Origin of the sequence: Aeromonas sp. 603607, from assembly GCF_049171595.1 — a bacterium.
Taxonomy (GTDB): Bacteria; Pseudomonadota; Gammaproteobacteria; order Enterobacterales; family Aeromonadaceae; genus Aeromonas; species Aeromonas veronii.
In genome coordinates, this window is sequence record NZ_JAAKOV010000008.1 from 69,576 (window position 1) to 84,211 (window position 14,636).

Below are 14,636 nucleotides of genomic sequence, written 5' to 3' on the forward strand. Positions count from 1 at the left end.
TGTTCATGGAAAATATCCTTTTATCCTTGGTTCCTGGGAAGTGCCGGTGGAAAATCATCTGCACGTCAGTATCTTATCCGAGCTGTCAGGGGTGGCAACAGAGATTGTCCATTTTGTTAATCACACTTCTTTCATTTAGCAAAAACTTGATGCGTGTCATAAAAGAAGTGGCCTCCTATGACTCTTTCTGTGGCCGAATTAGGGTCCGTCTGTACACTCCTTTGCCGAGGGATCCTGCATAAAGAAAAGGCGCCTCTGGCGCCTTTTGCAAGTTGTTTGTCCGGTTATATCGAGTGTTTGCTCAAGCCTGTGGGGGGCGTCTCACGGTTGGATAAAGCGCATGGAGAGATCGAGTGCCCGCACATGCTTGGTCAGTGCCCCGACCGAGATAAAATCGACGCCGGTGGCGGCAAACTCGGCCAGAGTTTCGAGGGTCACATTGCCGGAGACCTCCAGCTTGGCGCGGCCCTGATTGATGGCGACCGCTTCTCGCATCATGGTCACGTCGAAGTTGTCCAGCATCACGATATCGGCGTTGGCCGCCAGCGCCTGCTTCAGTTCTGCCAGTGATTCCACTTCCACCTCCACCGGTTTGCCCGGATTGAGATGGCGAGCCTCATTAATCGCCTCGGCAATGCCGCCACAGGCGAGGATATGGTTCTCCTTGATGAGATAGGCGTCATAGAGGCCGATGCGGTGATTCTTGCCGCCGCCACAGGCGACCGCGTACTTCTGGGCGGTGCGCAGCCCCGGTATGGTCTTGCGGGTGTCGAGCAGGCGGCAGTCAGTGCCCTCCAGCTCCGCCACATAGCGAGCGGTGAGGGTGGCGACGCCGGAGAGGGTCTGGACAAAGTTCAGCGCATTGCGCTCGCCGGTCAGCAGCAGGCGGGCAGGGCCGTGGAGGCGGAACAGCTCCTGATTGGGGGAGAGCACCTCCCCATCCTGCACCTTCCACTCCACCTTCACTTCGCCACCGAGCTGGGCCTTCAGTTGCAGGAAGACTTCATCCACCCAGGGTTGGCCGCAGAACACACCGGCCTCACGGGTGATGACCCGGGCAGTGGCCATTCGGTCGGCCGGGATCAGCTGGGCGGTGATATCGGCGCTGGCGTCAGGTTGGTCCAGCGTGGTGAGGGCATCGCCCAGATCTTCGAGTAGTGCGGCGCGCACGGCGCGGCTGACATCCTGTTGAAACATGCCTTATTCCTGCAAGGGTCTGAGCAGCAGTTGCCGCTCCTTTTGAACCAGCTCCAGCCGACCGAGGGCGTTCATGCCAACCAGCACTTCGTCACCGTCTGCCGCCGGATTGATAAAGATGGCCAGATCGTACAAGGTCAATGGCCCCATCGCCAGTGTTTCGATGGTGCCGTTGCCGACCCGGATCTGCCCCGCGGCGGTATTGACCTGGCTGCTGCCATGAGCGGTCAGGCCGAGCCGCTCGGCAACCTGCTGCGGGATGGTGATACGGGTGGCGCCGGTATCGAGCAGCAGTTGCACCGGCTGGCCGTTGATGGCACCCTCCAGACGATAGTGGCCGCTCTGGTCGGCCCGCAGCAATAGCTCGCCGCTGGCGGTGACGCTGGGTTGGTTGCGGGAGTGAAAATAGAGGGTCAGCAGGCCCATCAAAGAGAGCCAGGCCAGTAACCACATCCAGCGTGCCGTGTGCTGCATACCCCATCCATATCGAGCGGAAGATGACTCAGCCTAACATACCATTTCCCTTTGATTCAGTGAGTTGGTGTCGGGTTGCCTATCAGGTATCTTCGTTTTTTCGTCATTTATCAGCCAACTCGAGTAGCCGATGACTCAACTCGCTTCGCAACCTTGTTTCTCTATCGATGCCGCAGGCTGGTGCCAGCAGGCGCGCCGGGTGCCTTCTCCCCATCACAACGAACGGGCCGCGCCGGATGATATCTCCCTGCTGGTGGTGCATGGCATCAGCCTGCCGCCGGGGGAGTTCGGTGGCCCCTTTATCGACGATCTCTTTATGGGGCGACTCGACCCTGAGGCTCACCCCTATTTTGCCGGTATCCATCAGCTGCGGGTCTCGGCCCACTGCCTGATCCGCCGTGATGGCGAGCTGGTGCAGTATGTGCCGTTCGGCGAGCGCGCCTGGCATGCGGGAGTATCGAGCTGGCAGGGGAGGGAGGCATGCAATGACTTCTCCATCGGCATCGAGCTGGAAGGGACTGACGAAATCCCCTACACCGAGGCTCAATACCGGGCATTGGCAGGGCTCACTCGAGCTATTTCGGAGCGCTATCCGGCCATCACCGACGAAAAAATTGTCGGCCATTGCGACATAGCGCCAGGGCGCAAGACGGATCCCGGAGCCAGTTTCCAGTGGGATTACTACCGGCAACTACTAAACAGCTAAAGTAAATATTCAAATTTAGTTTGGATTTTAAAATCAATGGCTTGCCAATCTGGCAGGCCATTTTTGTCTCTGGTTGCGCAAATGTTATTTGCGAGCGAAGTCAAGAATATTGGTCAGACCATTTTCTATGAGCTAAATCATGTTTCCCCTGCTTTACCTCTTAAGTGGCAGGGCTGATTCTTGACTCAGATCATCTTTTGAGTGGACTTTTCAAAAGGCCTCTGCTAATTTTCGCCCCATCCATGAAATTGGTAATACCAATTTAACAAAGTAGCCTCATGCCCTATCGCAAGATTACGCAACCCAAGTTGGCCGACTCCATTGTCGCCGAGCTGGAACAGATGATTCTGGAAGGCAGCCTGCAGCCGGGACAGAAATTGCCTCCCGAGCGGGAACTCGCCATCCAGTTTCAGGTATCGCGCCCCTCCCTGCGCGAAGCCATCCAGCGACTGGAAGCGCGCGGATTGCTTTATCGCCGTCAGGGCGGCGGCACTTATGTGCAGAATGCCCTGAGCAAGGGGATCGCCGATCCTCTGTTCGAACTGCTCAGTACCCACCCGGAAGCCCGGTATGACCTGCTGGAGTTTCGCCACGCGCTGGAAGGCATCTGTGCCTACTACGCGGCCTTGCGGGGAACCGGGTCTGATTTCGAGCGTATTCGTCAGGTGCAAACCACCATCGAAGAGGCGGGCCAGCTGGGCTCGCTGGTGGCCGAATCGGCAGCCGTGACCCAGTTTTATCTGGCGGTGGCCGAGGCGTCCCACAACGTGGTGCTGCTGCACCTGCTGCGGGCCATGAGCCCGATGCTCGAACAGAACATTCTGCAGAATAACGAGATTTTGAATCGCCGCCCGGGAGTGGTAGCCAAGATACGTCGCCATCGTGCGAATCTGATCGAGGCTATTCTTTCGGGGGCTCCGGAGCGGGCCAGAACAGCTTGTCATGAGCATCTGGCCTTTATCGAGGACACCTTGTTGGATATGCAGAGGGAAGACAGCCGGATCCAGCGATCCATGCGTCGGATCCGTCAGCAGGAAAACTAATCCCACAAGGCTTTATTGTCGAATGCTTGCGCCCTTCGCCGTGCAATGCCGTGCAATCACAACAACATAGGAACCAGCCATGTCTGATATCCTGAAGAACGATGTGGACCCGATAGAAACGCTGGAGTGGCTTGCCTCTCTGGAATCCCTGCTGCGTGAAGAGGGTCCGCAACGCGCTCAGTTCATCCTTGAACAGTTGGCCGAGAAAGCCCGCGTAAGCGGTGTGGACGTGGCTGCCAAGGCAAATCGCGATTACATCAACACCATCCCGTCCAGCGACGAGCCGGACTACCCGGGTGACCTGGAGATGGAACGCCGCATTCGCGCCATCATCCGCTGGAACGCCATGATGATCGTGCTGCGCGCGTCCAAGAAAGACCTGGACCTGGGTGGTCACATGTCTTCCTTCGCTTCTTCTGCGACCATCTATGATGTCTGTTTCAACCACTTCTTCCGTGCTCGCAACGAGAAGGATGGTGGTGATCTGGTTTACTTCCAGGGTCACATCTCTCCGGGCATCTATGCTCGCGCCTTTGCTGAAGGTCGTCTGACCGAAGAGCAGCTGGACAACTTCCGTCAGGAAGTGGACGGCAAGGGTATCCCTTCCTATCCGCACCCGAAACTGATGCCGGACTTCTGGCAGTTCCCGACCGTCTCCATGGGTCTGGGCCCCATCGCCGCCATCTATCAGGCTCGCTTCCTGAAGTACCTGACCGACCGTGGTATCAAGGATTGCTCCGAGCAGACCGTTTACGCCTTCCTGGGTGACGGCGAGATGGACGAGCCGGAAGCCAAGGGTGCCCTGACTGTTGCCGTGCGTGAAAAGCTCGACAACCTGGTGTTCGTGGTCAACTGCAACCTGCAGCGTCTGGATGGTCCGGTTGTCGGTAACGGCAAGGTCATCAACGAGCTGGAAGGCCTGTTCGCTGGCGCCGGTTGGGATGTCACCAAGGTGATCTGGGGTCGCAAGTGGGATGAGCTGCTGAAGAAAGACACTTCCGGCAAGCTGATCCAGCTGATGAACGAGACCGTGGACGGTGACTACCAGACCATGAAGTCCCGCGACGGTGGCTACATCCGCGAGCACTTCTTCAACCGTTATCCGGAAACTGCCGCGCTGGTCAAAGACATGACCGACGAGGAGATCTTCGCTCTGAACCGCGGTGGTCACGATCCTCGCAAACTGTTCGCTGCATTCAACAAGGCGACCCAGACCAAGGGCAAGCCGACCGTTATTCTGGCCAAGACCATCAAGGGTTACGGTATGGGTGAAGCGGCCGAAGGCAAGAACATCGCTCACCAGGTCAAGAAGATGGAGCTGGACTCCGTGCGTCACCTGCGTGACCGCTTCAACCTGCCGGTGGCCGACGAGCAGCTGGCCGATCTGCCGTACCTGAAGATCGAAGAGGGCAGTGAAGAGCACAAGTACCTGCATGCTCGTCGTGCAGCCCTGAAAGGCTATCTGCCGACCCGTCTGCGCGAAAGCACCACCAAGCTGGAAATCCCGGCGCTGGATGCCTTCGGCCCGCTGTTGGGCGAGCAAGCGCGCGAAATCTCCACCACCATGGCGTTCGTGCGTTCCCTGAACGTGATGCTGAAAGACAAGTCCATCGGCAAGCGCATCGTTCCGATCCTCGCTGACGAAGCCCGTACCTTCGGTATGGAAGGTCTGTTCCGCCAGATCGGTATCTACAGCCCGCACGGTCAGCAGTACACCCCGCAAGACCGCGACATCGTCTCCTACTACAAGGAAGACAAGCAGGGTCAGGTTCTGCAAGACGGTATCAACGAGCTGGGCGCCATGTCCTCCTGGCTGGCTGCTGCGACCTCTTACAGCACCAACGATTGCCCGATGATCCCGTTCTACATCTACTACTCCATGTTCGGCTTCCAGCGGATCGGCGACATGGCGTGGGCAGCCGGTGACCAGCAAGCCCGTGGCTTCCTGCTGGGTGCAACCTCCGGTCGTACTACCCTGAACGGCGAAGGTCTGCAGCACGAAGATGGTCACAGCCACATCCTGGCGAACACCATTCCGAACTGCATCTCTTACGACCCGTCCTATGCCTATGAAGTGGCGGTGATCGTACAGGACGGCCTGCGCCGCATGTACGGTGAGAACCCGGAGAACGTGTTCTACTACATCACCACCCTGAACGAGAACTACGCCATGCCGGCCATGCCGGAAGGCGCCGAGGAAGGCATCCGCAAGGGTATCTACAAGCTGGAATCCGTCGCCGGTGCCAAGGCGAAAGTTCAGCTGCTGGGTTGTGGTTCCATCCTGGGGCACGTGCGCAAGGCTGCCCAGATCCTGGCCAGCGAGTACGGCATCGGTTCCGATGTGTTCAGCGTCACCTCCTTCAACGAGCTGGCCCGTGACGGTCAGGACGCGGATCGCTGGAACATGCTGCACCCGACCTCTGAAGCGCGTGTTCCCTACATCGCTCAGGTACTGGGTTCCGAAGCCACCATCGCTGCGACCGACTACATGAAGTCCTTCGCCGATCAGGTTCGCGCCTTCGTTCCGACCGAGAACTACCGCGTGCTGGGTACCGACGGCTACGGCCGTTCCGACAGCCGTGCCAACCTGCGTCGTCACTTCGAAGTGAACGAGTTCTACGTGGTGGTTGCTGCTCTGACCGAACTGGCCAAGCGCGGCGAGGTAGACAAGCAGGTTGTGGCCGACGCCATCGCCAAGTACGGCATCGATGCCGACAAGGTCAACCCGCTGTACGCGTAAGTGGATCAAGGGTCGCGCCGTCATGCGGCGTGACCCTGCCAGGATTTAAAACGGTTAACGCGAGATGTGCGTGGCGGCATCAACCAGTCACGCGGATCGACGCAAGAGGATAAAGCACAATGTCCAAACAGATTATGGTGCCGGATATCGGCGCCGATGAAGTTGAAGTCACCGAGATTATGGTGGCCGTGGGTGACAAGGTCGAGCTGGACCAGTCCATCATCGCGGTAGAAGGCGACAAGGCCTCCATGGAAGTACCGGCCCCGTCTGCCGGTATCGTTAAAGAGATCCTGATCAAGGTAGGCGACAAGGTTGCCACCGGTTCCCAGATCATGATCTTCGAAGCCGAAGGCGCTGCCGCCCCTGCTGAAGTTGCTGCACCGGCTGCCGCTGCTCCGGCCGCCGCACCTGCCGCTGCCGTGCGCAAAGATGTGCACGTACCGGACATCGGTGACGACGAAGTGGACGTGACTGAAATCATGGTTGCCGTGGGCGACATGGTTGAAGCCGACCAGTCCATCATTGCCGTGGAAGGTGACAAGGCCTCCATGGAAGTGCCAGCGCCGTTTGCCGGTCGCGTGGTCGAGATCAAGGTTGCCGCTGGTGCCAAGGTCTCTACCGGTTCTCTGGTGATGGTATTTGAAGTGGCTGGCGCTGCGCCTGCTGCCGTTGCTGCTCCGGCTCAAGCTGCCGCGCCCGTGGCTGCTGCCCCGGTTGCCGCCGCTGCCAAAGAGGTCAACGTACCGGATATCGGTGGCGACGAAGTGGAAGTCACCGAGATCATGGTTGCCGTGGGTGACAAGGTTGAAGCTGACCAGTCCCTGATCGCCGTGGAAGGTGACAAGGCCTCCATGGAAGTGCCTGCGCCGTTCGCCGGTGTGGTCAAAGAGATCAAGGTGAAGGCGGGTGACAAGGTCTCCACCGGTTCCCTGATCATGGTATTCGAAGTGGCTGGCGCAGCTCCTGCTGCCGCGCCGGTTGCTCAAGCTGCCGCTCCGGTCGCCGCTGCCCCTGTTACTGCTGCTCCGGCTCCGGTTGCTCAGGCTGCTGCCGCTGCGACCGATTTCGTTGCCAACGACGCTTATGTACACGCCTCTCCGGCGGTACGCCGTCTGGCGCGCGAGTTCGGCGTCAACCTGGCCAAGGTGAAAGCCTCCGGTCGCAAGGGTCGCATCGTCAAAGAAGACGTGCAAGCCTACGTGAAGGATGCCATCAAGCGTGCCGAGTCCGCTCCTGCCTCTGCTGGCGTAGCCGGTGGCAACGGTCTGGGCGTCCTGCCGTGGCCGAAAGTAGACTTCAGCAAGTTCGGTGATGTGGAAGAGGTCGAGCTGACCCGCATCCAGAAGATCTCCGGTCCGAACCTGCACCGCAACTGGGTCATGATCCCTCATGTCACCCAGTTCGACGAAGCCGATACCACCGAGCTGGAAGCGTTCCGCAAAGAGCAGAATGCGATGCTCGAGAAGCAGAAGGCAGACGTGAAGATCACCCCGCTGGTGTTCATCCTGAAAGCCGCCGCCAAGGCGCTGGAAGCCCACCCGCGCTTCTGCAGCTCCCTGTCCGAAGATGGCAGCAAGCTGATCATGAAGAAGTACATCCACATCGGTGTGGCGGTAGATACCCCCAACGGTCTGGTTGTGCCCGTGGTGCGCGATGTTAACAAGAAGGGCATCATGGAGCTGTCTCGCGATCTGGCCGAGATCTCCAAGAAGGCCCGTGCCGGCAAGCTGACCGCTGCCGACATGCAGGGCGGTTGCTTCACCATCTCCAGCCTGGGTGGCATCGGCGGTACCAGCTTTACCCCGATCGTCAACGCGCCGGAAGTGGCCATCCTCGGTGTTTCCAAGTCCGAGATGAAGCCGAAGTGGAACGGCAAAGAGTTCGCGCCGCGCCTGATGCTGCCGCTGGCTCTGAGCTACGACCACCGCGTGATCGATGGTGCCGATGGGGCTCGCTTCATCACCACCATGAACGGCGTGCTGTCCGACATTCGTCGACTGGTCCTGTAAGTGAGAGGGCGGGCCCAGAGCCTGCCCTTTTTACTTCTCATTTCATTAACATGATCGTAAACTTGCCCCGTTTTTTTCACGGCTGCAGCCACCCGTTTCGGTATAAGACTGCGCTGTCCGGGGATATAAGAACGACAAAGAGGTCATGATGAGTAAAGAAATCAAAACCCAGGTCGTAGTACTGGGTGCTGGCCCTGCCGGTTATTCCGCTGCTTTCCGTGCAGCCGATCTGGGTCTGGATACTATTATCGTCGAGCGTTACTCCACCCTGGGTGGCGTCTGCCTGAACGTGGGCTGCATCCCCTCCAAGGCGCTGCTGCACGTTGCCAAAGTGATTGAAGAAGCCAAGGCGCTGGCCGAGCACGGCATTGTCTTCGGTGCCCCGCAGACCGACATCGACAAGATCCGTCTGTGGAAAGAGAAGGTTATCAACCAGCTGACCGGCGGTCTGGCTGGCATGGCCAAGATGCGTAAAGTTCAGGTTGTTAACGGCTTGGGTAAATTTACCGGCCCGAACACGCTCGAAGTGACCGGGGAAGACGGCAAGACTACCGTGACCTTCGACAACGCCATCATCGCGGCCGGTTCCCGTCCGGTGAAGCTGCCGTTCATTCCCCACGATGACCCGCGCGTATGGGACTCTACCGATGCGCTGGAGCTGAAAACCGTTCCTGGCAAACTGCTGGTTATCGGTGGCGGCATCATCGGTCTGGAGATGGGTACCGTTTACTCCTCTCTGGGTTCCGAGATCGACGTGGTGGAATTTGCCGACCAGCTGGTTCCGGCTGCCGACAAAGACATCGTCAAGATCTATACCAAGCGTGTGGCCAAGAAATTCAACATCATGCTGGAGACCAAGGTCACCGCAGTTGAAGCGCGCGAAGACGGCCTGTACGTCTCCTATGAAGGCAAACACGCCCCGGCCGAGCCGGTTCGTTACGACAACGTGCTGGTTGCCGTAGGCCGTGTGCCGAACGGCAAGATGCTGGATGCCGAGAAAGCTGGCGTTGCCGTGACCGAACGCGGTTTCATCGAGGTGGACAAGCAGCTGCGTACCAACGTGGCGCACATCCACGCCATCGGTGACATCGTGGGCCAGCCGATGCTGGCACACAAAGGTGTGCACGAAGGTCACGTTGCCGCTGAAGTTATCGCCGGCAAGAAGCACTACTTCGACCCGAAAGTGATCCCGTCCATCGCCTACACCGAGCCAGAGATGGCATGGGTTGGTCTGACCGAGAAGGAAGCCAAGCAACAGGGCCTGAACTTCGAAGTCGCTACCTTCCCGTGGGCTGCTTCCGGTCGCGCCATCGCGTCCGACTGTTCCGACGGTATGACCAAGCTGATCTTCGACAAGGAGAGCGGCCGCGTCATCGGTGGTGCCATCGTGGGTACCAACGGCGGTGAACTGCTGGGTGAAATCGGTCTGGCCATCGAGATGGGTGCTGACGCCGAAGATATCGCGCTGACCATCCACGCTCACCCGACTCTGCACGAGTCCGTGGGTCTGGCTGCCGAAGTGTTCGAAGGCTCCATCACCGACCTGCCGAACGCCAAGGCCAAGAAGAAAAAGTAATCTTCTGCCATCTTCATGAAAAAGCCGCTCATTTGAGCGGCTTTTTGTTTTCGGGGTTTGGCTAAGAGGTTAGCAGCGCCCCTTCTTGGCCTGACCGGGCGGGCAGAAGGTGCCATAACCGCCACCACTGCCGTCACTGACCCGGATCCGGGTATCGTCTACGCTCACGTCGGCGCCGTGTACCCGCACCGGCCCGTTGCTGCAGGCGCTGAGCATTCCTCCCAGCAACACCATCACTATCAGTTTGCCCATAACTCCTCCTCATATTTCCCTGATTATGAGGCATTTCGAGAGCCGCATAACGGCGGTTGAATGGCCGTGCGTCACCGTTTGCCGTGGCTATGACAGAGGGTGCCGCAGCGCCCTCTGGTGAGTCTTCATAAGTGGGATGCAGACTACAGCCGGAAGTTGCCAACCAGCTTGTCCAGCTGACCGGAGAGCTGCTGCAGGCTGCGGCTCGATTCGGTCAGCTGGTGGGCGATATCGGCGGTCTCCATGGTGAGCTGGTTGATATCTTCCACGTTGCGGTTGATCTCGCCGACCACGCTGGACTGCTCCTCGGTGGCGGTGGCGACCTGGATATTCATGTCGTTGATCTGGGTGATGTGCGCGGTGATCTGTCCGAGGGCTGCGTTGGCCTCATCGGCCTGGCTCACTACCTCCAGACTCTGGTTGCGCCCCTGCGCCATGGCGCTGACCGCGCGGGCACTCTGCTCCTGCAAGCGGTTGATCATCCCCTGGATCTCGGCGGTCGAGGCGGCGGAGCGGTTGGCGAGGTTACGCACTTCATCTGCTACCACGGCGAAACCGCGACCCTGTTCACCGGCGCGAGCGGCCTCGATGGCGGCGTTCAATGCCAGCAGGTTGGTCTGCTCCGAGATGCTGCGGATGGTTTCGAGGATACTGCCGATGGAGTCGGTCTGGCTCGCCAGCGACTCGATAACCCCTGCCACCTGCTCAATCTCGCCGGAGAGGTCGACGATGCCGTGGCGCGCCTGCGCCACCACTACCGCACCCGCATCGGCCTGATCGTTGGCCTGTCTGGCTACTTCGGCTGCCAGCGAAGCGTTACCGGCGATCTCGCTCACCGTGGCCCCCATTTCGTGGATAGCGGTGGCCACCTGCACGGTGCGGTCACGCTGGGCAGTACAGTTGTGCTGGGTCAGCTGCGCCTTGTTGGCCACCTCGTTGGCGGTGGCCGCGAGCTGGCGGGAGTTCTCCGCTACCTGCTCGATGGAGCCGTGGATCTTGGCGACGAAGTTGTTGAAGCCGGTGGCGACCTGACTCAGCTCGTCACGTCCTTCCACCTTGAGGCGCTGGGTAAGATCCCCATCGCCGCTGCCCAGCTCCTTGAACAGGCGGGCCAGTTCGTTGAGCGGGCGGCTGACCGAGCCTGCCAGCAGCATCCCCATCAGCCCCATGGCAATGGCAATCACCAGCGAGATCATCAGGATCTCGTTGCGGGTCTGATCCAGCTCGGCATAGATCTCGGCTTCTGGCACCTGGGCCACCAGATACCAGTCGAGCAGCGGGATATAGCTGCTGGCCAGTACCATGGGCTCGCCATTGACTTCGGCGTTGATGACGGCAAAGGGACGTTTGGCCAGCAGGCTGCCGGTATCACCGCTGGCGATGCCGCCCAAGGTATCGCGTTCGATACGGTTGGCCTCGGGGTGCAGCTTCACCTTGCCGCTGCCATCGACCATAAAGACGATGCCGCTCTCTTCCAGCCGGAAGTTGGAAACCATGGTCACCATGGTATCGAGGGATTTGGCAAAGCCGGCCAGCCCGCGCCCGTTGAGCTGCTGGAAGTTGACGAACAGCTTCACCTCGCCGTTGCTCTCGCGGAAGATGCTGAGGGTCATCTCCTTCTGGCTCTTGGTGTAGTCATAGAACCAGGCGTCCTGCGCTGGGGTCAGGTTGCGCAGAAAGCCATCCTGGTTGTAGTAGGCTGCGGTCTGGCGATCGGCGAAGGAGGCGGTCACCAGACCATACTGGTTGGCCACATCCTTGAGCTGGTTGATGAGGATCGGCTCCTGCTCTTTGGGCATGCCCCGATCCACCCAGTCGAGAATGAAGCGGTCGGTGGCCAGTTGGCGGGCGGCCTGGGCGATGCCGTGGAGATCCTGTTCAATCTCCTTGCTGATCCGCTGGGTCAGGTTGGGGAGCTCCTGCTCGAACATCCGGTTTTCGATCAGTTGCTGGGCCGAGCGTTGACTGAAGTAGCCTACCAGCAGGCAGGAGACGACCACGGCCAGGGTGACCGTGGCCAGTATTTTCTGTTTAAGAGTGAGGGTTGCCAGCATAAAGGTGCTCAAAAGGTTGAGATTGACGACGCTCATATTAGCGGCAGCGCGGCGCTACCCATGAGGCTTGCAGCCCTTTATTTGCGGATTACGTTTGCGCTCACAGGGGCGGCGACTCGCCCCTTCGCCATGCAGCACAGGCGGGAGGCGGATTGACGGTTGCGCTAACTGCCGGGCCCCTTATAGTAGAGGCCATCCTTGGTGACTGACCCTCTGAATAATATGGAAAATATGATGCGCAGCTTAGGTGCGGGATGGACCCGTCTGCTTTTGGTGATGCTGGCGGCCTGCCCGCTGCTGGCTGTGGCGGCACAGGGGGAGCGCCCGAAAATTGCGGTGGTGCTCAGCGGCGGCGGTGCCAAGGGATCGGCCCATATCGGCATCCTCAAAGTGCTGGAGCAGAAACGGATTCCGGTCGACATCATAGTCGGCACCAGCATGGGCTCTTATGTGGCGGGGATGTACGCCATGGGGCTCAGTGCCGAGGAGGTGGAGCGCACTACCCTGGCCATCGACTGGAACAAGGGCTATCAGGACAAGGTGGGCCGCGACGAGCTGTCGTTGCGTAAAAAGCAGCAGAACGAGCAGTATCAGCTGCGCACCGATATCGGGGTGAATGGCGACACCACCCAGCTGCCGGACGGTTTTTTCCAGGGCCAATCCATGGCCAGCCTGCTGCGGGGGGCCACCTCCAACCTGCCGGTACAGGAGAGCTTCGACGATCTCCCCATTCCCTACCGCGCCATGGCGACCGACATGGAGACGGTCACCCCCTTTGTGCTGGATCACGGCAGCCTGGCCAAGGCAATGCAGGCCTCCATGTCCATTCCCGGTGCCCTCAAGCCGGTGGAGTGGGAGGGGCACATCCTGGCGGACGGCGGTAGCGTCAACAACATGCCGGTGGATGTCGCCAAGGCAATGGGGGCCGACGTGGTGATCGCGGTGGATATCGGTGCCAAGCTGCGTACCCGTGAATCACTCAAGTCAGGGTTGGCGATGATCGACCAGCTCACCACCTACATGACCCAGGTGGGTACCGACAAGCAGAAGGCGCTGATGGGGCCGAAAGACATACTGATCGCTCCCGAGTTTGGCGATATGGGGATCGCCGACTTTGCCCGCATGCCGGAGGGGATCAAAATGGGTGAGGCGGCGGCGTACAAGGCGTCGCTGCAACTCGATAAGCTGTCGCTCACCAAGGCGCAGTACAACGCCTATCGCAACCAGAAGCTGAGCCGCCGTGCCGAGCGAAGTGGTCAACCCGCCTACTTCATCGACAAGGTGGAGATCATCAACAAGTCGCGCCTCTCCGACGAGACGGTGCACGCCATGCTGAAGGTTCGGCCGGACAAGATCCAGACCAACGAGAGTCTGGAGGCTGGCATTCGCCGCCTCTATGCGCTGGAGTCGTTTGACCGCATCACCTATGAAGTGGAGGAGCGCGATGGGGAGAACGTGCTGGTAGTGGATGCCAGCGAGAAGAACTGGGGGCCTGGTTACCTCAACTTCCAGTTCGGTTTCACCGATGACTTCGAGAATACCTCCAACTACAACGTCGGCATGTCCTACACCCTCACCAACGTCAACGAGTGGGGGGCCGAGTGGTTGACCGAGGCATCACTGGGCACGGCCAAACATATCAAGACCGACTTCTATACACCGCTGGAGCCCTCCCAGACCTTCTATGGCGAGGCGAGCCTGGCCTATGACCAGACCCAGAGAAGCCTCTTTAATCCGGATCCGGACGAACCGATATTTACCTATCTCGATACCGAGTACTCCTTCTTCAGCGCCGATCTGGCGGTCGGCTGGAATCGTCAGCCCTGGAGCCGCCTGTCTATGGGGCTGGAAGGGCAGACGGGCAGTATCGAGATCAAAAACTTCAAAGAGCTGCAAGGGGATGCCACGGCGTGGGGCCCCTATGTCCGCTTTGAACACGACAATCTGGATAGCCGCTATTTCCCCTATCAGGGGGTGAAGTGGGATATGAAACTGGGCCACTCCCACGTCAGTGTGGATGGACTCGAGTCGGCAGATGGCCGCAGTGAAGGCTGGAATTATCAACTCTCCATGATCAAGCCCTGGTCATGGGACAGGCACAGCCTCAACCTGATCCTCGAAGGGGGCGGCTCGGGCAGTGAAGAGGTGGTGCCGCTGCATATTCAGGATCTGGGCGGGCTGTTCCGCCTCTCCGGTTTCCAGCGCTACCAGCTGAGCGGTCGCTACAGCCTGTTTGGTGGCCTGCGTTACATCTATCGGGTGGCAGACAATGACTTTGGTGCCCTCAAGATGCCGCTCTATCTGGGTGGATCTCTGGAGCAGGGCGGGGTCTGGAACAAGGGTGAGGATATCAGTCTGGAGAGCTCGTTTACCGCTGGGTCGGTTTATGTCGGGGTGGAGAGCTTCCTTGGCCCTGTGTTCCTCGGCTACGGCATGGCGGAGGGGGGCAATGACGTCTTCTATCTGCAATTGGGCAGTACGTTCGAATAATGCTGAAATGATGCCAATTTGTTAACTCTGGTTGAGGGCGTTCAATTAATTTTCAAAAAATACCAGGCTGTTTAATTGGTTACGATTTTGTGGCG

Annotated in this window: 10 protein-coding genes; 6 read left to right on the forward strand and 4 right to left on the reverse strand. The window is 59.2% G+C overall.

Annotated elements, in window-relative coordinates; all coding sequences use genetic code 11:
• Positions 1-321: 321 nt before the first annotated feature.
• On the reverse strand, positions 322-1,197 hold the full coding sequence (nadC, locus tag G5315_RS09580) for a carboxylating nicotinate-nucleotide diphosphorylase (RefSeq protein WP_421330377.1): 876 nt from the start codon (positions 1,195-1,197) through the stop codon (positions 322-324).
• Between the two features lie 3 nt (positions 1,198-1,200).
• A complete protein-coding gene (locus tag G5315_RS09585; RefSeq protein WP_040068932.1) occupies positions 1,201-1,671 on the reverse strand; it encodes a retropepsin-like aspartic protease family protein in 471 nt (156 codons plus the stop codon).
• Between the two features lie 130 nt (positions 1,672-1,801).
• Here G5315_RS09585 and ampD point away from each other — a divergent pair, with 130 nt between their 5' ends.
• The 5 genes from ampD to lpdA all read left to right on the forward strand — a co-directional run bounded on the left by ampD (position 1,802) and on the right by lpdA (position 9,745).
• Complete coding sequence (gene ampD, locus G5315_RS09590; RefSeq protein WP_421332951.1) at positions 1,802-2,377, forward strand: 1,6-anhydro-N-acetylmuramyl-L-alanine amidase AmpD; 576 nt, start codon at positions 1,802-1,804, stop codon at positions 2,375-2,377.
• 278 nt (positions 2,378-2,655) lie between these two features.
• Complete coding sequence (gene pdhR / locus G5315_RS09595) at positions 2,656-3,420, forward strand: pyruvate dehydrogenase complex transcriptional repressor PdhR (protein WP_159144446.1); 765 nt, start codon at positions 2,656-2,658, stop codon at positions 3,418-3,420.
• A 79-nt stretch (positions 3,421-3,499) separates the two neighbouring features.
• Positions 3,500-6,160, forward strand: coding sequence for a pyruvate dehydrogenase (acetyl-transferring), homodimeric type (gene aceE / locus G5315_RS09600; RefSeq protein ID WP_227341830.1), 2,661 nt, complete (start codon positions 3,500-3,502; stop codon positions 6,158-6,160).
• 119 nt (positions 6,161-6,279) lie between these two features.
• On the forward strand, positions 6,280-8,169 hold the full coding sequence (aceF, locus tag G5315_RS09605) for a pyruvate dehydrogenase complex dihydrolipoyllysine-residue acetyltransferase (RefSeq protein ID WP_335812138.1): 1,890 nt from the start codon (positions 6,280-6,282) through the stop codon (positions 8,167-8,169).
• Between the two features lie 148 nt (positions 8,170-8,317).
• The gene (lpdA, locus tag G5315_RS09610) at positions 8,318-9,745 is read left to right on the forward strand and encodes a dihydrolipoyl dehydrogenase (RefSeq protein WP_005341659.1); all 1,428 of its coding nucleotides are present in this window, start codon (positions 8,318-8,320) and stop codon (positions 9,743-9,745) included.
• Between the two features lie 69 nt (positions 9,746-9,814).
• On the opposite strand, the gene G5315_RS09615 is transcribed toward lpdA, so the two are convergent.
• Together G5315_RS09615 and G5315_RS09620 are read right to left on the reverse strand one after the other, a co-directional pair.
• Positions 9,815-9,997 carry a hypothetical protein gene (locus G5315_RS09615; RefSeq protein ID WP_421209446.1) on the reverse strand — a complete coding sequence of 61 codons (183 nt, stop codon included), beginning with the start codon at positions 9,995-9,997 and terminating at the stop codon, positions 9,815-9,817.
• Positions 9,998-10,140: 143 nt separating this feature from the next.
• Complete coding sequence (locus tag G5315_RS09620; RefSeq protein ID WP_421258937.1) at positions 10,141-12,051, reverse strand: methyl-accepting chemotaxis protein; 1,911 nt, start codon at positions 12,049-12,051, stop codon at positions 10,141-10,143.
• 234 nt (positions 12,052-12,285) lie between these two features.
• Here G5315_RS09620 and G5315_RS09625 point away from each other — a divergent pair, with 234 nt between their 5' ends.
• On the forward strand, positions 12,286-14,541 hold the full coding sequence (locus tag G5315_RS09625; protein WP_227342969.1) for a patatin-like phospholipase family protein: 2,256 nt from the start codon (positions 12,286-12,288) through the stop codon (positions 14,539-14,541).
• Positions 14,542-14,636 lie beyond the last annotated feature (95 nt).

Bases quoted from the DNA above. Each gene is read 5' to 3' on its own strand.
- lpdA (WP_005341659.1), top strand. From the start codon at position 8,318: ATGAGTAAAGAAATCAAAACCCAGGTCGTAGTACTGGGTGCTGGCCCT.
- G5315_RS09625 (WP_227342969.1), top strand. From the start codon at position 12,286: ATGCGCAGCTTAGGTGCGGGATGGACCCGTCTGCTTTTGGTGATGCTG.
- aceF (WP_335812138.1), top strand. From the start codon at position 6,280: ATGTCCAAACAGATTATGGTGCCGGATATCGGCGCCGATGAAGTTGAA.
- G5315_RS09615 (WP_421209446.1), bottom strand. From the start codon at position 9,997: ATGGGCAAACTGATAGTGATGGTGTTGCTGGGAGGAATGCTCAGCGCC.
- aceE (WP_227341830.1), top strand. From the start codon at position 3,500: ATGTCTGATATCCTGAAGAACGATGTGGACCCGATAGAAACGCTGGAG.
- G5315_RS09620 (WP_421258937.1), bottom strand. From the start codon at position 12,051: ATGCTGGCAACCCTCACTCTTAAACAGAAAATACTGGCCACGGTCACC.
- nadC (WP_421330377.1), bottom strand. From the start codon at position 1,197: ATGTTTCAACAGGATGTCAGCCGCGCCGTGCGCGCCGCACTACTCGAA.
- pdhR (WP_159144446.1), top strand. From the start codon at position 2,656: ATGCCCTATCGCAAGATTACGCAACCCAAGTTGGCCGACTCCATTGTC.
- G5315_RS09585 (WP_040068932.1), bottom strand. From the start codon at position 1,671: ATGCAGCACACGGCACGCTGGATGTGGTTACTGGCCTGGCTCTCTTTG.
- ampD (WP_421332951.1), top strand. From the start codon at position 1,802: ATGACTCAACTCGCTTCGCAACCTTGTTTCTCTATCGATGCCGCAGGC.